The following is a 23,146-nucleotide window of genomic DNA, read 5'->3' as shown; positions in this document are numbered from 1 at the left end:
TAGGAAAAAGTTGCATATATTAATGTATGATTTAACATTTTATCCACTTTTTCCGCCTTTCCGGGCTATTTTTATAACAACTTTGAGAGAAAAAAGTCACTTCACGCTTACACCATCGTAAGATGAAAATCCTCAATCACCGTGTTCAGATAAGCGTGTTTTTGCCTCATGTAGTTGTAGACCTCGCTGTCGGTAAGCGACGCGCTTGTAGCCTGCCCCTTGTTCAGGGTAATCTCAAGGGTCACGTCATCATTGTCAAGCCGGCTCCGCAGTTCGGGAATCAATGTGCCGAAAGCCTGCATTATGCTGTCGCGTATAGCCTCGCTCTCCACGGTCGCTGCAAATGCAGCCCCAGATGTACGCACCGGCGATGCCATTCTCATGGCGTTAACAAGCAGATGTTCCTTGGGATGAGCTGCCATAATCGCTTTCCATGCCGCCGCAAACTGTTCATCGGTAAACTGCGATATTCTCTTTTCCACCACCTGAGCCGACTGCGTTGCCGTGGTGTCCTGCGGTCGTGACTGATTTTTCAGCGAGAGACCGGGAGTGCGCAATGTCGTGGTGCGCCTCGGCGGAGTGTTGACCGGCGGAGGCGGCACAGCTGCGGTGGCATATATCGCCGCAGGCTCACTTGTGACATTCTGCCGTGGTGACGAGGGCGCCGGTTGCTGTTGTGGTTTCGCTGCAGCCGGAGGCGCCACAGGCTGTTGTTGCGACGCTGTGCCCGATTGAGTTATCGGACGTAACCGCCCCTCTCCTGCGCCGCTATCGGGCGAGGGGCTGACCGCTTGGCACAGTTTGATGAGCGTAAGCTCGACAAGCAACTGTTTATTGGTCGCGGTGCGGTAGTTCAGGTCGGCGTCATTACAAAGGTCCATCGCCTTGTAAAGAAACTCCGGCCTACACCTTGAAGCGACCTGAGCCATCTCCTTGCGAGCCTCATCGCTTGCCTCAAGCAGCGATATGGTAGAGCCGTCGCGTGCAACCATAAGGTCACGAAAATGAGATGCAAGACCATTTATAAAGAACTGTGAGTCAAAACCCTTGTCGCGGATTTCTTTATATATCAGCAGTGACGAGGGCACATCGCCATTCAGAAAGGCGCCGGTAAGACGATCGTAATAACCGTAGTCAAGTATATTCAGGTTCTCTATGGTCGCGCCGTAGGTGACATTGCCCATTGTCGATGCCGCAACCTGGTCAAATATAGAGAGCGCATCGCGCATCGCTCCGTCAGCCTTACGGGCAATGACATTCAACGCCGAAGCCTCTGCGGCAATACCCTCGCTTGAAGCGACATATTGCAGATGCTCGACCATGTCCTGAATCGTTATGCGGTTAAAGTCATACACCTGGCAGCGCGACAATATCGTAGGTATTATCTTATGCTTTTCCGTAGTGGCAAGGATAAACACCACATAGGACGGCGGCTCCTCAAGCGTCTTCAGAAACGCATTGAAGGCGGCAGTCGTAAGCATGTGGACCTCATCGACGATAAACACGCGGTATTTTGCATTGACAGGCGGTATCTGCACCTGGTCAACCAGCTCGCGGATGTCATCGACTCCATTGTTTGAAGCCGCGTCAAGCTCAATGATGTTCAGAGAATTTCCCTTGTTAAATTCAAGACATGACTGGCACTCGTTACATGCCTCGCCCTCAGGGGTGCGGTGTTCGCAATTGATTGTCTTCGCAAATATACGCGCACACGAGGTCTTGCCTACTCCACGCGAGCCGCAAAACAGATAGGCATGGGCAAGTCGGTCCTTGCTTATCGAATTGCGTAGCGTAGCCGTGAGCGCTTTCTGACCTACCACACTGCCAAATGTGGACGGACGGTATTTTCGCGCTGATACGATATAGTTTTCCATTGATTTTCCTTTCTATTACAAAGATAAGGAAAAAAGTTGACAATGGAAAGTCAAGACCTCGTTCCCCTATATTTGTTAACGCCGGGGTCGCATATCTCTGAGTGATTTTTGTCTTGTGATGAAGGAGCGTAGCCGTAGCTACGTGACTGAGGAACAAGGCAAAAAGCGCCGGAGAGATGCGATGGTATGGTGACTTTTTCCGTCACCACACATTTAATTACGCCCGATTTCAGTTATAAGATTTTAATTATTAGTAACTTATTAGAGTATGTTGGGATATGCTACATATTTGAGTTACTACAGCCCCGGTGTTAACAAATATTAGGATCGGGGTCTAAAACTTAAACTCCACTCCTCCCATCAAGGTGATGCCGGGCATAGGACAGCCGTAGACAATCTCATAATGACGATTAAGGATATTGTCGGCTTTTACAAGCAAGGTGACGGGCACTTTGCCGCGCAGTGTATAGGCAGCTCTTGCATCAAGAAGCGTGTAATTGCTTTTCACCACAGGGTCGAGGTTGGTGTACAGGCTCCATATCGCACTGTTTTCAAGCGTGAAACGAAAATCGCCCGGAGCGTAATCAACCTTTGCGTTAAGCTTGTTTTTAGGTGCGGCAAGCAGCGGAGTGTCGGTGTGGAGATAGCTGTAATTGGCACTCACGCTCCACTCCTTGTTGATTATAAATGTCGCATCGGCCTCAAAACCCTTGTTTATAAACTTCCCGGTGTTCATGTTCTTCGGTCGACCGTCAATCATCCGGGTCTGAATCATATCCTTTCCATTGATATAAAACAATGCGACACCAACCTCAAGACGACCTTCAAGGAAGCGCTGGCGCAGCTCTACCTCATAGTTGTACATATACTCGGGCTTGAGATCGGGATTAGCCGGGGCATATAGATAAAGCTCGCGCAAATTAGGGGCACGGAAGCCCTTTCCGAATGAGAATTTCATTGTAGAGCCCCTAAACGGAGCAGCGACAAGACCCGCCTGCGGAACCCATTCGTTGCCATACTGCGAGCTATGCTGCAATCTCACTCCCGCATTGACCGACAGCAAGTCGCCCCAGAATCCCTGCTGCATCATCACGTAACCGGCTATTTCGTTTTCGTGAGCCTTGAACTCGGCACTGCGCTTTGCAGGGTCCTCCTTGTCGGTATTCCAGTTGTGGCCTCCCCAGTGAACGAAGTCCACGCCCAGCGACAGGTCGGCGTCACGCCAAGGATTCACGGTCTGATAAAGTGTAAAGCCCATATTGTAGTCGGTCGAGTTAAAGAGATAATCGCGGGGAGTCTCACCGGGCGCATATCCGTCATCGACCTTGTTACGCCCCCAGTTGATGTAAGCCTGCACTCCTCCCGAGAAATGCTCGTAAACATCTTTTGCATATATGGATGCGGTACCACGCTGCAGGCGCGTCCACATGCTTAAAAGCGGGCTTTGGATGGTTCCGGGATTGTTGGCACGTGTCTGCGACATATCCACATTGGCTCCGGCCTGCCAATTATGCGAGGCGTCATACTGCACCTGGACAAACTCGTTGGCAAGCCAGAACTCGCTCCCTTCACGGTTGCCGTTGCTTCTGTCGACCTGACCCGCTACCGTCGCGCTTAGCTTCCCTTTTTTGACGCCTGTCGACACACCGAATTTCTGTGTGGAGAAAGAGCCAAACATCGCACGTGCCGAGCCGAACACTCCGTCCTGAACCTGCCGGCGCGTAATGATATTGACCGAGCCGCCCATGGCATTGGAGCCATAGAGAAGCGACGAAGGACCTTTGACCACCTCGACTCGCTCAACGCCGTTAGTGACATATGTGTCAGGGAGAGAATGACCGAACACGCCCGCCCACTGCGGCTGTCCGTCAATAAGAAACAACACCTTGTTGCCCTGACCCACACCACGTATATTGACAGTTCCGGCACTTCCGCCCGACACTCCGTAGCCCATGAATCCCCGCTCGGTGACAAAAAGCCCCGGCACATTATTCACCATAATCGGGAGCAAAGAGGTCTCAGCCGAGCGCTCTATAGTCTCGCTATTAATCATAGTCACATCAAGGGGAAGCAACTCTACCTTTGTCTTGGCAGGTGCGGTGACGGTTGCCGAGGGCAACATGACTGTATCAGCCATAGTGGCGGTTGCCGACAATGCCATTGCGGCAATAATAGTGGAAAGCGACATTTTTCTTGAATTTTGATAATGTGATGTTTATCGGTCACCCGGCATTTAGGGGAAACACGACTATCTCAAAAACACGATTACAGGACAATTGGTTCTCTCAACATAAAAAAATTACGGGAGCGCATCAATTTTCAGTAATGACACGCTCCCGTATATATACATTTATCTATAGCCGGGACATCCTATCAGATTGCGTCATCCTCGATGCCGTCAACCGGATCGAGCGCAGGAGCGTCAGATGTCGCCGATTCAAGTTTCTTCATTATAGAGAAGATAAATGCCGCCGACACAAGGCATATTATTATGAGTATTCCCCATAGCGCGGCAGTGGAAATCTTACCCCATAGAAGCATCGGGATCGACACAAGATAATTACCTACGGCAGTAGCGGCAAACCATCCACCCATCATAGAGCCTTTCAACTTGGGGGGAGCCACCTTGCTGACAAATGAGATACCCATCGGAGAGAGCAGCAATTCTGCAAATGTCAGCAACAGGTAGGTACAGATAAGCCAGTTGGGCGACACGGCGGCAGAAGTGCCGACAATCGCAAGCGACCCGATACACATGACGCCATATGCGACAGCCGCCATAAGCATACCGTAACCGATTTTGCGTGGAGCGGAGGGTTCCTTTTTCCTCTTTGCAAGCCATCCGAAAAGAGCAAGGCTCACAGGAGTCAACGCCACTACATAGAACGGGTTGAACTGCTGATACTGCTGCGGCTGTATACCGGTCAACGGCTCCGGAGTCGTGTTATAGAAATAATATAGAGCCCAGCCTACAAGAGCAAGTATAGCGACAGAAATAAGCCTGCCAATGTTATTCTTGGTCTGGAACAGGTTAAACAGTGCATAAACGCCGACTGCAACGCTGAGAAGCGCCCACACATTGAATCCGATACGGGTCCATCCTGATGCCTCCGGAGAGGTGCAGGTCTTTGCAAATTCAGTAAGCGTGGCACCATTCTGATGGAACACCATCCAGAAGAATATCACGACGGCAAACACAAGCAGGAGCGCTACCACACGCTGCTTGGTCTGGGCAGGAGTCAGCTCCGGTCCCGCAGCCTCGGCAGCCTTTGCTGAAGCGGCTTTCTTGTCGTTAAGTATATGAGCATATGTCTTGCGACCGAGCGAATAAATCAGGAAGCTCACAATCAATGACACACAAGCTACAGCAAAACCATAGCTGTAACCGGTGGTAAGGGTTGTGATATACTGCGATGCCCATGCCGCAAGGTCGGCGCCGGGGGTCATGCCCGCCTCTGTAGCAGTGGCGACAAGCTCCGCACCGTTTTCAGCACCGTCAAGGAAACTGTTACAGATAGCAGGTAAAGTGCTTACATAGGTAAGCCCCTTGGCTTCCATAGCCATGTTACACATTGCGGTAGCAGCCATCGGCGCAAACATGGAGCCGATGTTGATTGCCATGTAAAACAGCGAGAACGCGGCGTCACGCTGACCACTGAAACGGGCGTTATTGTAAAGGTCGCCCACCATCACCTGAAGATTGCCTTTGAACAGTCCTGTGCCGATGGCTATCAGAAGGAGCGAGGCACAAAGGATTACAAGTGATGAAGTGCTGCGTATCTCGGTAGGAATCGCCATTACAAGATAGCCGATAAACATCACGGCGATACCGGTGACAACACATTTTGAGAAGCTCCAACGGTCGGCAACCCAGCCTCCTATAAGGGGCATGAAGTATACGAGAGCAAGAAAGCCTGCATAAATCTGACCTGACACTGTAGAGTCAAATCCAAACTTAGCCTGCAGGAAAAGCAAGAAAATTGCGAGCATTGTGTAATAGCCGAAACGCTCGCCGGTGTTGGCAAGCGAGAGCACATACAGTCCTGCGGGTTGATTTTTAAACATACGATGATTGGTGTTTTATTATTAATTAATCAATTTAATTCACTATTTTCCGGAATCGAGCTTTGCCTTGAACGCCACGGCATAGAGCTTCATCTGCTTTACAAGCGCGGCAAGCCCGTTGCTTCGTGTCGGCGACAAGTGTTCGGCAAGGCCTATTTTGTCAATGAAATAGAGGTCGGCGTCAAGAATCTCGTCGGGGGTGTGACCTGAAAGCACTTTTACCAAGAGGCTTATTATTCCCTTGACGATAATAGCGTCACTGTCGGCTGAAAACTCTATCTTGCCCTCAGGCGTCAGATCAGCCTGCAACCATGCACGGCTCTGACATCCCTCGATAAGATTTTGCGGGATATGATATGCCTCAGGCATTGCCGGCAATGCATTTCCAAGATCGATTATATACGCGTAGCGGTCCATCCAGTCGTCAATGTCGCTGAACTCCTCCACTATTTCATCCTGTTGCTGGTTTATAGTCATAGTCTTAATTATTTGCTTGATTTTTCACTATACACGGTGTTTGCCACCGTCTGCCCCACTGCGTTGAGCGTAGCCCTGTCGATATGATTCATGTCATCCGACACCGTGTGCCACACAGGGGAGAAAGAGCCTGTCGCCGGATGGCTGCACTCAATGATGTCGATACAGGGTATGCCGGCACGGTTGATAAATATGTGGTCGTCGGTAATACCGCCTCTCACTTCATTAAGGAAAAATTTATCAAATCCCGCCGCCGACGCATGGCTCCACACCTTGTCATTTATGCGCTCGGCAAATCCTTGCGACAGATACTCGCGGTAAAACCGGGCATCCACGCCACCCACCATATCGAGCAATATACCGTAGCGCGGCATGCTTTCAGGCGTATAGGGCATATGCTTCACCCAATGCTGAGTGCCGAGACACCAGGTCTCCTCGCTGCTGCCCCATCCGCTGCTGTTGCCTGAATCTTCGCCGTCGACAAAAAGCAAGTCAACGCCTACCTCGGGCGCCTTTTCATTGAACATGCGGGCAAGCTCAAGCAAAACGCCTACACCGCTCGCGCCGTCATTGGCACCGGGCACAGGCAACATGCGCTTGTTGACATCCTTGTCGGCATCAGCCCAGGGACGTGTGTCCCAATGCGCAATCAGCAATATCCTGTCATCCGACTCCGGATTGTAACGCCCCATTATATTGGTCAACGGCATGTCGGTGCCGAGATAGTTGGTTGCCGTCAGATTCTGTTCAATAATGGTGTCGGCACCAAAACGCGCCAGCTGATTCACGATATACTCCTTACATGACTTGTGTCCGTCACTGCCGGGTATCCTCGGTCCAAAATCTACTTGCGACTTTACGTAATTGTAAGCACTGTCGGCACAGAATTTCGCTTGAGAAACCGTATGTCGCTCTTTCATGACTTGTGTCTTGGCACTGCCGCCATTACATGAGATAGCTGCAATCGACATAAGCGCAAGGACAAAATGAATGCACTTCATAATTGGTTTACTGTTTTTTACGTGTGCCAAAGTTACAAAAAAGTGACAAAACGGCAACGAAAGCATTAGCTAATATCCCGTATTTACATATTTTTTAACTTTTTCAGAGTCTTTGTGCGGGTAACACACTCCGGCACCTCGGGAAGAAAATGAGTGACATATATCAATGTGGGCATATCGCGGCTGACAATCGCGTTAATCACAGCCCTCACACTCCGCTTCCGCGCAGCATCAAGACCGTGCAGGGGCTCGTCAAGTATAAGCAGGTCAGGATGTTTTATCAATGTGCGCGCTATAAGCACAAGCCTTTGTTCGCCGGTGGAAAGCGTTGAATAACGCCTGTCGGCAAGCCCCTCGAGATGGAAAAGCGACAGCCACGACATAGCCTCTTCCGAGGCGGCACGCGATATCGAGCCATAATTGCCGGTCGTGCTTCTGAGCCCCTGGGCGACGACATCTCTCACGGTACCCTCAAAGCGGAAATATAGGTGCATTTCAGGTGACACATACCCGATTCGCCGCTTTATATCCCATATGCTCTCTCCCGAGCCTCGACGGCGGTCAAAGAGGGTTATGTCATTGGAATAAGCCTGAGGATTATCGGCATATACCAGACTGAGCAGCACCGACTTGCCACATCCGTTAGGACCGGCAAGCGCCCAGCACTCCCCCTGACGCACAAGCCAGGATTCATTCTCGATTATACGCCGGCTGCCGTAGCTCACATTACACCCCCGCAATTCAAGAGTGACATCATGAGGCTCGCGTTCACGAGGTGACTTAGGCACACGCTCAAGGTCCACGACATAATCCATCAGCCCCATCATTGACTCGCGAAGCTCCGCGGCTTTCCCCCGACAGTCGACCGGCTCACCAAGTGTAAGCGACGACATAGGGATTACCGCATCGGCACAATCGGGAATCTCGCCGGGATTACAAAGCAGAAGCATCACCGATGTGCCTCCCGCCGCAATATCCGCTATAGCCTCATCCAGCAATGAACGCGACGCCGCGTCAAGACCGATATATGGATTGTCCATAATCAGAAGGTCAGGGTTCTGTGACATCACGTTTACGACAAGGAGCTTGCGAAGCTCTCCGCTTGACAGATAATTTATTTTCTTATCCTCGATGCCTTCAAGGCGCAACGCGCCACACAACTGACGCCAACGGTCAGTCTTGACGGCGGGACCGATGATTTCCGCCACCACAGGCACCTCGTCATTCATCGTCGCCTCGTGGCGTTGCTGGTAATACTCGACATGACAGCCGCTCAAAGAGTGAATGTCGTTGAACTCGATAAACTTTATCTCCGGCTTGTCGCCCTCGGTCTTTATCGAGTTGGTCATAATGTTCCAGCCCTTTTCAATAATCCTTCCCAACGTACTCTTCCCGCTTCCATTTGGACCTATCACCACAGTGACACCGGGATACACCGTCACATGGTGAGGATTGGAAAGAGTCACTCCTATATAGCGCAACGTGTCGCTTTGTAACCGAATAGCATTCATGACACAAAATTACACATTTTTATCCTGACCGATAGACGATATCGCGATAAATGCTTAAATTTGCACATTATTATACGATTATACCACGTTTATACGAAATAACAACCATAACATAATAATTCGATGAATTTTATTGAAGAACTAAAGTGGCGCGGAATGCTCCACACAATGATTCCCGGCACCGATGAACTCCTTGAGAAAGAAAAGGTGACAGCATATCTCGGCATCGACCCGACTGCCGACTCTCTTCACATCGGTCACCTGTGTGGCGTGATGATACTTCGCCATTTCCAGCGTTGCGGCCACAAGCCCATTGCTCTGGTAGGCGGTGCTACAGGAATGATAGGCGACCCCTCCGGAAAATCGGCGGAGCGCAATCTTCTTGACGAGGCCACCCTGCGCCATAACCAGGAGGCTATCAAGAAGCAACTGTCAAAGTTCCTTGATTTTGAGTCTGACGCACCTAACCGCGCGGAGCTGGTCAACAACTATGACTGGATGAAAGAATTTTCATTCCTCGACTTCGCCCGCACTGTAGGAAAACACATCACCGTAAACTACATGATGGCAAAAGACTCAGTGAAAAAGCGTCTTAACGGCGAGGCTCGCGACGGTCTTTCATTTACTGAATTTACCTACCAGCTCCTGCAGGGCTACGATTTCCTTCACCTCTTTGAGACTAAAGGATGCAAACTGCAGATGGGCGGCTCCGACCAATGGGGCAACATGACGACAGGCACAGAACTTATACGCCGCACAAACGGTGGAGAGGCATATGCACTCACATGCCCGCTTATAACCAAGGCCGACGGCACCAAATTCGGAAAGACCGAGAGCGGCAACGTATGGCTCGACCCGCGTTATACATCTCCCTATAAATTCTACCAGTTCTGGCTGAATGTATCAGACGACGATGCAGAGCGTTACATCAAGATATTCACGTCTCTTACCCGTGAGGAAGTAGACGCTCTTGTCGCCGAGCAGAAAGCCGACCCGGGGCTGCGTCCGCTCCAGAAGCGTCTCGCCAAGGAAGTGACCGTCATGGTACACTCCGAAGCCGACTATAACGCTGCCGTAGAAGCTTCACAGATTCTGTTCAGCAACAAGGCTGGCGAGCTCCTGCGCAATATCGACGAGCAGACACTGCTTGACATATTTGAAGGTGTCGACAAGTTTGAAATCGACCGCGCCGACCTTGACGGATCGGTAAACCTTGCAGTGCTTCTCACCGACAAGGCCAAGGTGTTCCCAAGCAAAGGCGAGCTCCGCAAACTCGCCCAGGGCAACGGGCTATCGGTCAACAAGGAGAAAGTCACCGACATAAATCTCCCCGCCACTCAGGAGATGCTTCTGAATGACAAATATATCCTTATCCAGAAAGGTAAGAAAAATTACTATCTCCTCATCGTGAAGTAGTATTCTTCCACATACATTAAAACAATACGCGGGAGCCTCTTTGCAAAGATGGCTCCCGCGCTTGTATTTTTCAGAACCGGTTACATTATGCCGCGTTCGCGAAGCTTTAGCTGCCATGCCCATGCCGAGCGCATGGTATCGTCAATCGGAGTTGACGCAGTCCAGCCGAGCACTTCATTGGCATATTTCGGGTCAGCCCATACCTGCTCGATGTCACCTGCACGTCGCGGAGCAATCTTATACGGAACCTTGACGCCTGTGGCACGTTCAAATGCCTCTATCAGCTCCATGACCGACAATCCGTTGCCGGTGCCGAGATTGAATATCTCTATCTTCTCGTCGCTCTTGTCCTCCAGCATGCGCTCTACAGCGATGACATGAGCCCTTGCAAGATCAACCACGTCAATAAAATCGCGTATACAATACCCGTCACGCGTATTATAATCGTTGCCAAACACGCTAAGTTCCTTTCTCACCCCGATGGCTGTCTGGGTAAGATAAGGGATCAGGTTCTGAGGAACACCGTTGGGCAGCTCGCCTATCTCGGCTGACGGATGCGCGCCCACAGGATTGAAATAGCGCAATATCACACTCTTGAACGGAGCGCCGGCATTAATTACGTCGGTAATGATTTCCTCTGAAATCTGCTTTGTGTTTCCGTAAGGCGAGGTAGCCTTCTTAATGGGCGCCTCTTCAGTGACCGGATTGCAGTCAGGCTCGCCGTACACCGTGCAGGAAGAGGAAAATACAATGCCCTTCACTCCGCGCTCGCCCATGAGTTCAAGCAGATTCATCAGTGTGTTAAGATTATTCCGGTAATAAAGCAGCGGCTTCTGCATTGACTCGCCGACAGCCTTGCTTGCCGCGAAGTTGATTATACCCTTTATATCAGGATATTTATCAAACAGACCTCTCATCGCAACTATATCGGTGCAGTCGGCTTCTACAAATTCAGGACGCGTCCCGGTAATGCGCTCGATTCCGTCAAGCACATCCACGTTACTGTTTGACAGGTTGTCGACAATCACCACCTGGTATCCTGCATTCTGAAGTTCGACCACAGTATGGGAACCGATGTATCCTGTGCCGCCTGTCACTAAAATCATCTCCTTTTTCATTTTGGTTATTATGTTATATCGGGTTAGTATTCCAAGTTTGATTCACGCAAATTTAATTGTTTTCCTTATCTCCACAAAACCTGATGAAACTCTCATCCTGACCGGGAGCCTGAAATCCGTTAAAAAATCGTTCGGCCATCTCGTCGGTAACAATCGCCGAGTCAGGACCTGGAGTCAGGTTGCGGCGATGAAGCCGCTCCTTTATCTCGGCAAGAGGCGTGTCGCAATAGACCAAAGCCACCCCCGCACCGCGCGAAGCGGCAAAATCACGGTAAACGTCACGCTTCGAGCGTTTACAGAAAGTAAAGTCGACCACCGCCTTGCCTCCTGTGGCGATTATCCCGTCAAGTCGCTTCTGAAGTTCGGTTTCCGCCTCTTCGAGATAGAGAGGATACAGCTCCTCAGGATAATCGACACCTGAAAGCCCGTGCTTATCCCACATCATCCGGTCAATCGACAACATTCTGTAGCCACAGCGCTCCAGCCTGCGAGCCAGCGTAGTCTTTCCGGAGCCTGACACCCCACACACCATCACCACTCCGGCATCTCCGATTTTTTCCAATAAATATTTCATAAAGCCAAAGTTACAATTTTTTTCGCCACTCATCATTTAATATTTGTCAAATTACATCCTGACGACTCTTGAACAGAGCAAGTCTACCTGCATATGTTATATTTTTGTATCTTTGCAAGACAAAAACATTTCATAATGAAAAGAATAGTCATCAACATATGCCTGATTGTAGCATTTCTTGCAGCCACAAGCGAAAGTGTCCATGCCGTCAAAGCCCGTCCCGGAGTCATGACAGTGACACAGCCCGATGGCACAACCCTTAATGTAAGGCTCATAGGCGACGAACATTTCCACTATTATATCACTGACGACGGCTACCCGCTTGTCAACGATAATGACACATATTATTATGTGAAAGCCGCGCCCGACGGAAAGCTGCTGCGCTCGGCAATGACTGCGACAGCGCCGTCGCTCCGAAGCACGGCGGCAAGGGAGTTTCTTTACAAAGTGGACACCGAAGCGACAATCGAGGCGATGCCAAGGCGCTACGGGCTGTTTCCAGGTGCGTCCTTTCCTGCAAAGGGCGAGCAGAAGGCGCTCGTCATACTTGCTGAATTTTCCGACTGCGAATTTTTCACCCCCGATGCCGGGAGCTATTTCACGTCACTTCTCAATGATGAGGGGTGTAATCTGGACGGTGCGACGGGAAGCGCACGCGACTATTTCATACAGAATTCATCAGGCATATTCCTCCCCGACTTCGATGTCTACGGACCGGTCGTTCTGTCTCGCCCGATGAAATATTATGGCGGAAATGACAGGTGGGGAAACGACACCGCCCCTCATGAAATGGTGATTGAGGCATGCGAGCTGCTTGACGACACTGTAGATTTCACAGAGTATGACCGCGACGGCGACGGAGTTATCGACAATGTATTTGTATTTTACGCCGGGCGTGGTGAAGCGACTTCGGGAGGAGCAAACACCATCTGGCCTCACTCGGCACGCATCACCGACTGGGAGCCTGATACTGAACATCGTTTTGACGGAGTGCTGCTCGACTCATATGCCTGTACCAACGAGCGTGTCGACAATCACACGTGTGGCATCGGGACTTTCTGCCACGAATTTTCCCATGTGCTGGGACTGCCTGACTTATATGCCACGTCATATTCCTCTGCGTTCACGCCCGGCTCATGGTCACTGCTTGACAGCGGCTCCTACAATAACGGGGAGAAGACCCCGGCAGGATATTCCATATTTGAACGCTATGCGCTCGACTGGATAAACCCTCAGGAAATCACAGGCTCGACAAGCCAAGTCACCCTGTCGCCTATATCGGAAAACGACGGCGCAATAATCCCCACTCAGCTCGAAAACGAGTTTTTCCTGCTTGAAAACAGGCAGAAAACAGGCTGGGACAGCTACATCCCCGGACATGGAATGTTAATATGGCACATAGACTACAATGAACGTGTATGGGACAATAACACGGTCAACAACTCTTCACGCCACCAATATGTCGACCTTGAGGAGGCTGACGACATAAAGAGCGAGCTTACACGTGCAGGCGACGCGTTTCCCGGCACGGCAGGAGTCACCTCATTCACCGGCGACACCTCTCCGGCATTGCGTCCCTGGTCAGGAGCCGACCTCAACATCTCGATAACGGGAATCACCGAAACCGAAGACGGAATGATACACTTTGACGTCGCCCATACCGGCAACAATACCGTGTCACTGTCATCAGTCAGCGACACCGGCGCGACAGTGAGTGTCGACGGCAGGATTCTTCGTGTCAGCTCCGATAAAGCTGTCGCCTTGCAGGTAGCGACAATCTCCGGCATCGAAATCTACAGCGGCATCACTACAGCGGAGTCGATGCAACTGCCATCCGAAGGTCTATACATAATAAATATCGACGGGAAAAGCCATAAGTTAGCGATAAAATAGCCGTAGGCCCGAACCATGTGACGTTTCAATCATTTTTATTAATATCTCATCAATGAAAAATCTTTTATTTGCCACTCTATTAATCATGATGCTTACAGGATGTAACAACAGTCAATCAAAACAGGACACTCCGGCTGCCGACAGCTCTGCCGCCGCGCTGGAAGCGATATTCACAAGAACCAGTGTACGCTCTTATGACCCTGACCGCGCTGTGTCACCCGACACGGTAGAGACACTTCTGCGTGCGGCGATGTCGGCACCGACAGCCGTCAACAAACAGCCATGGGCATTTGTGGTGCTTGATAACCGCGAAGCCCTTGACTCGCTTGCCGAAGTGCTCCCGTATGCCAAGATGCTCAACCACGCACCGCTCGCCATCGTGGTGTGTGGCGACATGGACAAAGCGCTTGAAGGCACAGCAAGGGATTTCTGGATTCAGGATGCGTCAGCGGCTACAGAAAATCTACTCATTGCCGCCCATGCACTCGGACTTGGCGCAGTATGGACCGGAGTATATCCCGACAGCGAGCGTGTAGAGGCAGTAAAAAATCGTCTTGGATTGCCGTCTGCCATAATTCCACTATGTGTTGTCCCGGTAGGATATCCGGAAGGCGAGCAAACGCCAAAAGACAAGTGGAATCCCGGAGCAATCCACTACAACCGCTGGTAAAAATCATCACATAGGGTCGACGTCGTAATACACTTGCATCGAACGCAAGGCGGCGTCAGCCATAAACGACTCATAGACCGAACGCAGGATATCCTTGACTTTACGCATGGATGCCTGCGTTTCCACTTTCAGCATGATTTTGCGTATGTAAAGCGACTGCACGCGAGCCACATGCGGCTCGTCGGGGCCAAAGACCCGGTTGCCGAAAAGCGTGCGCAAAGTGTCGGCATAACGCGCCGAAGCGTCAATAAGGCGATACTCATCGCGGTGTTTGAGATAGATATTTATGACGCGTGTAAACGGAGGATAGCTGAACCGCCGGCGTTCATCGAGTTCATGATGATAAAAACCGGTATAGTCATGGCTTTGAAGAAAAGAAATCACGGGATGTGACGGCTGCGTTGTCTGCACTACCACAATTCCGCGCTTTTCACGCCGCCCGGCTCTGCCCGCAACCTGTTCAAGCATATTGAAGGCGCGTTCCGACGCCCTGAAGTCGGGAAAATTGATAAGAGTGTCGGCATTAAGCACACCGACTATGCTCACCCTGTCGAAATCAAGCCCCTTGGTGACCATCTGCGTGCCTACAAGTATGTCGGTCTTTCCGGAGGAGAACTCATTGATGATATTTTCATATCCATCCTTGTTTCTCGTCGTGTCGAGGTCCATACGCGAAATCTTCACCTGCGGGAATACACTCTCCACGGTGTCTTCTATACGCTCCGTCCCGTACCCGTGCACCTCTATTGACGGCTCTTTACACGACGGGCATATCGTGGGCAATTTATAGGTAGCGCCACAATAGTGACACACCATCTCCCCGGCACGCCGGTGATAGGTCAGCGACACGTCACAGTTCTGACATTTCGGCACATAACCGCACAGACGGCATAACACGACAGGGGCATATCCTCTCCTGTTATGAAAAAAGATGGCCTGCTCCCCTCGTTTCAACGCCTCCCTCGAAAGCCTGACAAGTTCATGGGAAAACGGTCCGCTCGCCCCGTCACGTTTGCGTGCTTCCGCCATGTCGACGACCCTTATCGACGGGAGTTCGACCCCCTCGAAACGCTCCGTAAGCGACACAAGCCCGTAACGCCCGTTGAGTGCCTTGTAATAAGTCTCTACCGAGGGGGTGGCACTCCCAAGCAATGTGCGTGCCCCGTGCATCGATGCAAGCACAATCGCACAATCACGGGCATTATAGCGCGGCGCCGGGTCAAACTGCTTGTAGCTCGCCTCGTGCTCCTCATCGACAATCACAAGACCGAGTTTTGAAAATGGCAAAAACAGCGATGAGCGCGCACCGATAATCACACATGGCGAGGGGTCATGAAGCACCCGCTTCCATATATCGACACGCTCGTTGTCGGAAAATTTAGAGTGATATATCACCACCTTATCGCCAAACACTTTCTGCAACCGCCGTGTCAGCTGGGTCGTGAGAGCGATTTCAGGCACGAGATACAATACTTGCTCACCCTTCTTCAACACAAAATCTATGAGATGAATATATATCTCTGTCTTTCCGCTCGATGTGACCCCGTGAAGCAACACTACATCCTTCTCTAAAAATGTCTTGTGAATGTCACGCAACGCTACATTCTGCGCCTCGCTCAACACAGGCGGCTCTCCAGTGGCGACACCGATGTAACGAAACCTGTTTATCTCCCTGACATGAGTGGAGACAATGTCCTTTGTCACAAGAGCCGACAATATCGCGGGCGACAATCCCGTCGACTCAAGAAGAGCCTGCCGGGTCACCTCTTCATCCTGTCCGTTATTGCGACACTTGTTAAGCATATCAACCAGCGTGACAAGCATCTTCTCCTGTTTCGGGGCACTCTTCACCGCATCAAAAGCCCTGTGCATGGCGTCATTGTCATCGCGTCCCGCCGTCAGCCTTACACATGTCTCCTTCTTTGACCTATAACGCTCGACAAGCTTTTCAGAGATTATTATCACCCCCTTTTCCACCATTCTCATAATGATGGTCTCCACCCGCTGAAGCCCCGTCTTTTTCTCGATGTCGGCTGCGGTCATCTTCCCGTTATGGTCAAGAGACTGGGCTATAATAGCCTCACGCTCTCCAAGACGGTCGTCAGCCGACTCCTCGTAGTCGGGATTCAGTTCGACAAATGTCTCGCTCTCGATCTTCAGCCCTGCCGGCACCGCCGCCTTATAGACGTCGCCGGCTGAACACAGGTAATACTCCGCAATCCATTCCCAGAACTTCATCTGCGGATAGCGCAACACCGGCTCGTCATCAGGAGCCGACACGATGTCCTTCACCTCAAATCCCTGAGGTGAAGATGTCCCTACCGCGACTACAATCGCCGTATAAAACTTCTTTCTGCCAAAGGGCACTACGACACGACATCCCGGCGCGACAGCACCTGAAAGCGACGGCGGAATCCGGTAAGTAAAAGTGCCGTAAAGTGGAAGAGGCAGTATAACTTCTGCGAAATGAACTGTTTCGGGGGGCATATTGTTGGTCTGATATAAACTTTAACAAAGTAAAGTTACTAAAAATTTTGCATAATATTCATCGCAACGCCTAAGCCCGGTATAAAAATGAATAAAATACATAACATATCACAAGCCACAGGCACAATCATACTGCTCACAGTCATTTTTGTAAGCATTTCACGCAGTATACTCTCCCTGTTCTACATTCACTTCCCGTGGCTGCTGTCAACCTCGGCGCTTGCCGCCATTATATTGACCGCAATATGGAGCGATTACTATCTTACGGCGCTGAAAGGATTTGCCGTGGCAGTCCTCATGCTTGCCGTTGCAGTCGCCTGGAAACTTGCCATCCCAGCCACCAATCTGCTCGGAGTGTTACTGATGATTTCATCGGCATTCATCCTTTTTGACATATTCGGGGGCATAGGACGCGAGATTTCAAGAGGGAGCCGGCGAGCGCTTGTGATACTGTTTATCTGCAATCCCGCCGCACTCGCCACTGTCTACCGCCAGGGCGCCGACATGACATTCTATTATTGCATGCTCATTTCTCTGGCTCTGATATATCAGCTATGGTATCACGGCAGGCTGCGCGACTGGGTGCTGCTCACTGGCACCGTAATCGTGGCGTTCAGCACAGGCAACGACATCATAATACTTGAAGGCACCGCTCTGCTCGGAGCAATCTTATGGTGTGCGGCAAACCACCGCAAGGCATTTGCCTGGAAACTGCTGCTCGCCGGCACTCTCGCACTCGTATTTGCATTCAGCATTTACGGCTACAACCCCGCCATACGCGACTTTATCGCGGAAGGATACATCCTGCCGGGACAAGGCGCCATAACATATCCGGGTACAGAGCGGTCAGGCATATCACTGGAACACAACCGGTTTTCCACGTTGTTAATCTCGTTGATCGACCTCGGCTCCCCGTTCAAGGGAAGCTGGAGCCACGGTTTCGGACCGCTGATGCCTCTTATCATAGTAATCAGCGTCATCGCACTTATAAAATACTGCAACATCCTCCCTGGCGTGATATGGGTGACGATTGTGATTGCAATAGCAAGCTGCTTCATATTTGAACAGTCATGGCGTCCGCGCTACATCAGCCAGCTCTGGCTGCTTCCCTCAATCACCGCGCTCGCCATGAAGGAGTACCCCCACCTGCGCTGGGCGTCAGGCACCCGCGACGCACTTGAATTTCTCGGCGGGCTCGCATCGGTCATTACACTTGCCATAGGCACAACCTACCAGCTCATTGACTGAACGGCGGCTCAATAAGGAATATTGCTTTTTTGACAATATTGAATTATCTTTGTGTTATAATCCAATATTCAAGCCATGATACTGCAAAAAGAGATAAGACTTGCACCACGTCAGAAGGGATTGCACCTGATAACAAGTGAAATCGTAAGGCTACTGCCTCCTCTCCCGCAAAAAGGTATAATGAATATCTTTTTAAAGCATACATCGGCGGCACTCACTCTTACTGAAAATGCCGACCCGGATGTGCGCAGGGACCTGACAGAGATTCTTAACCGTGTCGCACCGGAAGGCGCGCCATATTACATGCACACAGCCGAAGGCTCCGACGACATGCCGGCGCATGCAAAATCAGTGATGCTCGGGTCGACACTTACCATCCCCGTCACCGACGGCTACCTGAATCTCGGAACGTGGCAGGGAATATTTCTATGTGAATTCAGAGACCACGGCGGCTCGCGCGACGTGGTAATAACAATCATAGGAGACTGACTATAAAACAATGAAAGGACTCGTAATAAAAAATACAGGAAGCTGGTATGTCGTACACACCGAAGAGGGCGACATCAACTGCAAGGTCAAAGGCAACTTCAGGATAAAAGGCATACGCACCACCAATCCCGTTGCCGTAGGTGACCGCGTCGACATTACCGTCAACCCCGACGGCAATGCCTTCATCACAGCTATAGAGCCGCGCGACAATTATATCATAAGGAAGGCTATCAACCTGTCAAAAGAGTCCCACATTATAGCCGCTAACTTGGACGAGGCGTTTCTGGTAGTGACGCTTGCCCATCCGGTGACATCGACCACTTTCATTGACAGGTTTCTTGCGACCGCCGAGGCCTACAGGGTAAAGACGACGCTGCTTATAAACAAAATTGACCTGCTCCTTGAAGAGGAAGACAAGCAATATCTTGACGCCGTGACTTACCTCTACAGGTCAATAGGATATGACGTGATGCACATTTCCGGACTTACAGGAGAAGGGATTGACAGACTGCGCGAACGCATCGCCGGCAAAATCTCACTATTCTCGGGCAATTCCGGAGTAGGGAAATCCACAATAATCAACGACCTGCTTCCGGGACTGGAACTGCGCACTGCCGCCATATCCGACATCCACGACACCGGCATGCACACCACGACATTTTCCGAGATGTTCCCTGTGCCGGGAGGAGGATGGATTATCGACACCCCGGGAATAAAAGGCTTCGGGACAATCGACTTTGAACGAGGCGAAATCGCACATTTCTTCCCCGACATATTTGAGATATCCCATGACTGCCGGTACAACAACTGCACCCACACCCATGAACCCGGATGCGCGGTGCTGAAGGCGCTTGACGACCACCGCATCGCGCAGTCACGCTACAATTCCTATCTGAGCATACTCGATGACCTGAACCAGGACAAATACCGTAAACCTTATTGACTATGACAATACTGACAATGTATCCGACAAGTCTCAACGAAAAGTATCTTGAGCTTGCCTTAGAAACCATACGCTCCGGCGGGATTATAATCTACCCTACCGACACACTGTATGCGATAGGATGCGACGCACTCAACAACAACGCCATCGAGCGCATATGCAAGATAAAAGGCATAAACCCTATGAAGACAGAGCTGTCGATAATATGTCACGACATATCGCAGGCGGCTGAATACACCCGTATCGACAACCGCGCGTTCAAGATGCTTAAAGAGCATCTGCCTGGGCAGTTCACCTTTCTGCTTCCGGCCTCGACCAGGCTTCCGAAAGTATTCAAAGGGAGGAAGACCGTAGGTGTGAGAATACCCGACAACCCCATTCCGCTCGCACTTGCCGAGATGCTCGGCAACCCGCTGCTTACCACCTCAGTCGAGGATGACGGCGAAGGGAGCGTCATTTATCCTCAGTCGCTCGCAATCCAGTATGAGGAAGTTGTCGACATGGTTATCGACGGCGGAGAAGGCAACGAAATCCCATCGACCGTAGTGGACATAACCGACAGCTCCGAACTGCGCATACTGCGACAGGGAGCAGGCATAATAAACTTATGATAACAATTTCTAAACCGGGGAGCAGGCTGCTTCCCCACATTCTTGCAGCCGCCTCGGTAAGCATCTGGGGATTCACTTTTGTATCGACCAAGATGCTTATCGCGGAAGGACTTGGTCCTGTAAATATATTTTTCTACCGCTTTTTGCTTGCCTATGCCTGCATACTCCTACTGTCACGCAACAGGCTCTTTGCCGACAATATCCGCGACGAGCTGATGATGGCGGCAGCCGGTCTTTCCGGAGGCTCTCTGTATTTTATCGCTGAAAACAGTGCGCTCGGCATAACCTATGCCTCCAATGTGTCGCTTATCATATGCACGGCGCCACTCTTCACGATGATGCTGTCGCGCCTGTTCTTCAAGACACCGCTGAGAAAGGGGATGCTCATCGGCTCCCTGACAGCCCTTGCCGGAGTGGCTATGGTCGTGTTTAACGGAAGTGTCAACATGGGCATAAACCCGCTTGGCGACTTCCTTACGTTTATTGCGGCAATATTGTGGGCGATATACTGCATCATACTGAAAATCACCGGAAAACGCTATTCAACACTGTTTATAACCCGAAAAGTGTTCTTTTACGGTCTTGTATCGGCTGCGCTGTACATGATTCTGTCGGGAAAGCAGCTCGACCTGCATCTGCTGCTCAGACCCGTCGTCTCAGCCAACTTGCTCTTTCTTGGATTGTTTGCGTCCATGTTATGCTACCTGATGTGGAACAGCGCCGTTAAATCGCTCGGAGCCGAATATGCTGCCAACTATATATACGTCGTGCCGCTCGTAACCATAATCGCCTCCGTAATAATACTCGGCGAGCCATTCACCATGCTCACCGCGGCCGGCACCGCCTGCATCATCGGCGGCGTCTACCTCGCCGAGCGATGACCCGCGCAACCGACACCTCACCCTCGAAATCTCAAAAGCCTGATTTATCAATATTATGCGACAATACAATAAGCAACAAAAGACCTGAGTCTATGAAAAATAGCTAAAACAGAGTGTCTTTAACAGGCTCTCGCAATAATTCAAATACCTTATCCAGATTTGCTCGTGACGTATCTTTTTTCATCCTTATAGGGAAAGCTCCACGCGCTATTAATATGTCGTTTCCTGCCGCCGATTCCGGAACCACCCCATATTGCGGGACAAACAACGGTTTCCCTCCCGATAAAGCCTTTACTCCGGCATCAAGACTGCCGCCTGTAGTCCCCGCCTCTATAACAAAGACCATATCACTTAATCCCAAAATCGTGTTATTACGAGCCATCGCCCTGGAAGATGTCCATTTATCCGATGGCATAAACTCACTTATAACGAGAACCTTATTCCAATCCCAAACAGTCCTAAGCTCTTTCTTTATCCTGAAGTTATTTATACCCTCAGGCATGACAATTATTGTAGATGCGCCCGATGTAATTGCCATCTCATGAGCCGCTAAGTCTACTCCAGCAGCATAACCAGAAACGATACACACATCATCACCGGAGAGTTGATTCACGCAGTCTCGGGTTATCCCGACTCCTTTCTGCGACACCTTTCTTGAGCCGCTGAATGCAATTCTTCGCTTATACAATAGCTCCAGGTTTCCAATATAAGACAATACCGGAGGTGTATTTACTGAAAGAAAACGCTTTAACGCCGCCGGATAGACATCATCAAGAATCGACATGAAACCGACAGCATATTGCGAAGTTAATTCCTCTGCAACACTCATGACTCGATTAAAACATTCTCTTTGCGAACTATCCAAAACGGAATTGATTTTATTCCGAAGTCCTCCAACATCAAAATTTGAGCTGACTGAAAACAAAATCTTATTAGTCAACACCGGACCAACACCCTTTACTTTCAAAAGGCTGTATATAGTATTTATATGTTCTATCTCAGTCGTTGCCAGCATATTGTCATTTATTTTTTCTTGATTTAACAATAGCAATTCCAAGCACTCTTGACACACCTCTTTCTTTCAGTTTCATTGCCACATATTGCATTGTCAATCCTGACATGTAAAGGTCATCAAAAAGCAACACAGTCTTGCCATTTAAATCTATGTCTGCATCAATATTTAATCCTGACTCATCAAGAATCTCCAACTTCTCATCTACTGATTCGGCATCCTTAATATGGCGCGTCTTATTTCTCCAATAAACATGACTGGAAATATCCTTGAAATTAAAGGTGTCAAACTTAGACACAATTCGCTGAGGAAGATTCATAGCTCCGCTTTTGCCTGGAACAGCACAGATATAATCAACATATTTATAATAAGGCAATAAACCTATCCACTCGGCACATTTATCAACCAGTTTTGACTCTGCGTCACTATCACCCGAGTATTTGGCTTTACATTCAAGATCACCTATTTCTGTATGACCTTCTTCATCTTCTTCAAAATTCATAGACAGAGCAAGCGACAGGTCAAGTTCATCACGAAGAAACACGACATCATGATACTTTCTGATAAAAGCTTCAAATTTATCATATTCTTCCGGTGAATCAAATGATCGCCAATAGCCCCCGAACTTAGAGGGGAAAAGAGCAATATCATTTCCAAGCTCCGCTCTAATAAATGGCAGCACAGTTTCCTTAAATGGCAGCAAAATCTTTCCCGGTCGATCCCCGGAACCTCTTTTTAAAGCTCCGGCGTGGGTTGTGGCAAACGCAATGCGACGAGGAGCCCCGTCTTCAAAGATTAAGCGGATACCATCTATCGTTATATCCTTTTTAGGGACCTGAAGAAATGCCAAATCTGAAAAATTGAAACCCATACCCG

The 23,146-nt window shown here is 50.1% G+C and carries 19 protein-coding genes; 8 read left to right on the top strand and 11 right to left on the bottom strand.

Going from position 1 to position 23,146, the window contains the following annotated elements:
* Positions 1-107 precede the first annotated feature (107 nt).
* From E4T81_RS14495 to E4T81_RS14470, 6 genes are all read right to left on the bottom strand, one after another.
* Positions 108-1,874 carry a DNA polymerase III subunit gamma/tau gene (locus E4T81_RS14495; protein WP_135045855.1) on the bottom strand — a complete coding sequence of 589 codons (1,767 nt, stop codon included), beginning with the start codon at positions 1,872-1,874 and terminating at the stop codon, positions 108-110.
* Positions 1,875-2,208: 334 nt separating this feature from the next.
* On the bottom strand, positions 2,209-4,062 hold the full coding sequence (locus E4T81_RS14490) for a TonB-dependent siderophore receptor (protein ID WP_135045853.1): 1,854 nt from the start codon (positions 4,060-4,062) through the stop codon (positions 2,209-2,211).
* 185 nt (positions 4,063-4,247) lie between these two features.
* Entirely contained in the window at positions 4,248-5,939 is a 1,692-nt protein-coding gene (locus E4T81_RS14485) for a peptide MFS transporter (RefSeq protein WP_135045851.1), read from the bottom strand.
* Between the two features lie 42 nt (positions 5,940-5,981).
* The gene (locus E4T81_RS14480; RefSeq protein WP_135045849.1) at positions 5,982-6,416 is read right to left on the bottom strand and encodes a SufE family protein; all 435 of its coding nucleotides are present in this window, start codon (positions 6,414-6,416) and stop codon (positions 5,982-5,984) included.
* Between the two features lie 8 nt (positions 6,417-6,424).
* The gene (locus E4T81_RS14475; RefSeq protein ID WP_135045847.1) at positions 6,425-7,417 is read right to left on the bottom strand and encodes a M28 family peptidase; all 993 of its coding nucleotides are present in this window, start codon (positions 7,415-7,417) and stop codon (positions 6,425-6,427) included.
* Between the two features lie 83 nt (positions 7,418-7,500).
* Positions 7,501-8,928 (bottom strand): ATP-binding cassette domain-containing protein, encoded by a 1,428-nt coding sequence (locus E4T81_RS14470; RefSeq protein ID WP_135045845.1) that lies wholly within the window; start codon positions 8,926-8,928, stop codon positions 7,501-7,503.
* 123 nt (positions 8,929-9,051) lie between these two features.
* Between E4T81_RS14470 and tyrS the strand changes: the two genes are divergently transcribed.
* A complete protein-coding gene (gene tyrS / locus E4T81_RS14465) occupies positions 9,052-10,344 on the top strand; it encodes a tyrosine--tRNA ligase (RefSeq protein WP_135045843.1) in 1,293 nt (430 codons plus the stop codon).
* 80 nt (positions 10,345-10,424) lie between these two features.
* Here tyrS and galE read toward each other — a convergent pair whose 3' ends face one another.
* Both galE and E4T81_RS14455 read right to left on the bottom strand, forming a co-directional pair.
* Positions 10,425-11,462 (bottom strand): UDP-glucose 4-epimerase GalE, encoded by a 1,038-nt coding sequence (gene galE / locus E4T81_RS14460; RefSeq protein ID WP_135045841.1) that lies wholly within the window; start codon positions 11,460-11,462, stop codon positions 10,425-10,427.
* A gap of 52 nt (positions 11,463-11,514) precedes the next feature.
* Positions 11,515-12,036 (bottom strand): ATP-binding protein, encoded by a 522-nt coding sequence (locus E4T81_RS14455; RefSeq protein ID WP_167761972.1) that lies wholly within the window; start codon positions 12,034-12,036, stop codon positions 11,515-11,517.
* Between the two features lie 135 nt (positions 12,037-12,171).
* Between E4T81_RS14455 and E4T81_RS14450 the strand changes: the two genes are divergently transcribed.
* Both E4T81_RS14450 and E4T81_RS14445 read left to right on the top strand, forming a co-directional pair.
* Positions 12,172-13,929, top strand: coding sequence for a M6 family metalloprotease domain-containing protein (locus tag E4T81_RS14450; RefSeq protein ID WP_167761970.1), 1,758 nt, complete (start codon positions 12,172-12,174; stop codon positions 13,927-13,929).
* 52 nt (positions 13,930-13,981) lie between these two features.
* Positions 13,982-14,599, top strand: a complete 618-nt coding sequence (locus E4T81_RS14445) for a nitroreductase family protein (RefSeq protein ID WP_245207097.1) — start codon at positions 13,982-13,984, stop codon at positions 14,597-14,599.
* A 6-nt stretch (positions 14,600-14,605) separates the two neighbouring features.
* Here E4T81_RS14445 and priA read toward each other — a convergent pair whose 3' ends face one another.
* Positions 14,606-17,086, bottom strand: coding sequence for a primosomal protein N' (priA, locus tag E4T81_RS14440; protein WP_135045833.1), 2,481 nt, complete (start codon positions 17,084-17,086; stop codon positions 14,606-14,608).
* A gap of 87 nt (positions 17,087-17,173) precedes the next feature.
* On the opposite strand from priA, the gene E4T81_RS14435 reads away from it, so the two are divergent.
* The 5 genes from E4T81_RS14435 (at position 17,174) to E4T81_RS14415 (ending at position 21,258) form a co-directional block, all read left to right on the top strand.
* Positions 17,174-18,334 (top strand): hypothetical protein, encoded by a 1,161-nt coding sequence (locus E4T81_RS14435; RefSeq protein ID WP_135045831.1) that lies wholly within the window; start codon positions 17,174-17,176, stop codon positions 18,332-18,334.
* Positions 18,335-18,409: 75 nt separating this feature from the next.
* Complete coding sequence (locus tag E4T81_RS14430) at positions 18,410-18,823, top strand: secondary thiamine-phosphate synthase enzyme YjbQ (RefSeq protein WP_135045829.1); 414 nt, start codon at positions 18,410-18,412, stop codon at positions 18,821-18,823.
* 10 nt (positions 18,824-18,833) lie between these two features.
* A complete protein-coding gene (rsgA, locus tag E4T81_RS14425) occupies positions 18,834-19,766 on the top strand; it encodes a ribosome small subunit-dependent GTPase A (protein ID WP_135045827.1) in 933 nt (310 codons plus the stop codon).
* 2 nt (positions 19,767-19,768) lie between these two features.
* Positions 19,769-20,377 carry an L-threonylcarbamoyladenylate synthase gene (locus E4T81_RS14420; RefSeq protein WP_135045825.1) on the top strand — a complete coding sequence of 203 codons (609 nt, stop codon included), beginning with the start codon at positions 19,769-19,771 and terminating at the stop codon, positions 20,375-20,377.
* Positions 20,374-21,258 (top strand): DMT family transporter, encoded by an 885-nt coding sequence (locus E4T81_RS14415; protein WP_135045823.1) that lies wholly within the window; start codon positions 20,374-20,376, stop codon positions 21,256-21,258. Before E4T81_RS14420 ends, E4T81_RS14415 begins: the two co-directional genes overlap by 4 nt.
* A gap of 103 nt (positions 21,259-21,361) precedes the next feature.
* On the opposite strand, the gene E4T81_RS14410 is transcribed toward E4T81_RS14415, so the two are convergent.
* A complete protein-coding gene (locus E4T81_RS14410) occupies positions 21,362-22,273 on the bottom strand; it encodes a DNA-processing protein DprA (RefSeq protein ID WP_135045821.1) in 912 nt (303 codons plus the stop codon).
* A gap of 4 nt (positions 22,274-22,277) precedes the next feature.
* The gene (locus E4T81_RS14405; protein WP_135045819.1) at positions 22,278-23,141 is read right to left on the bottom strand and encodes a phosphoribosyltransferase; all 864 of its coding nucleotides are present in this window, start codon (positions 23,139-23,141) and stop codon (positions 22,278-22,280) included.
* Positions 23,142-23,146 lie beyond the last annotated feature (5 nt).

The sequence above is a fragment of the Barnesiella sp. WM24 genome (assembly GCF_004570975.1).
GTDB lineage: Bacteria > Bacteroidota > Bacteroidia > Bacteroidales > Muribaculaceae > Muribaculum.
The sequence above is the reverse complement of the archived record's forward strand: the minus strand, read 5'-3'. Positions and strand labels throughout refer to the sequence as shown.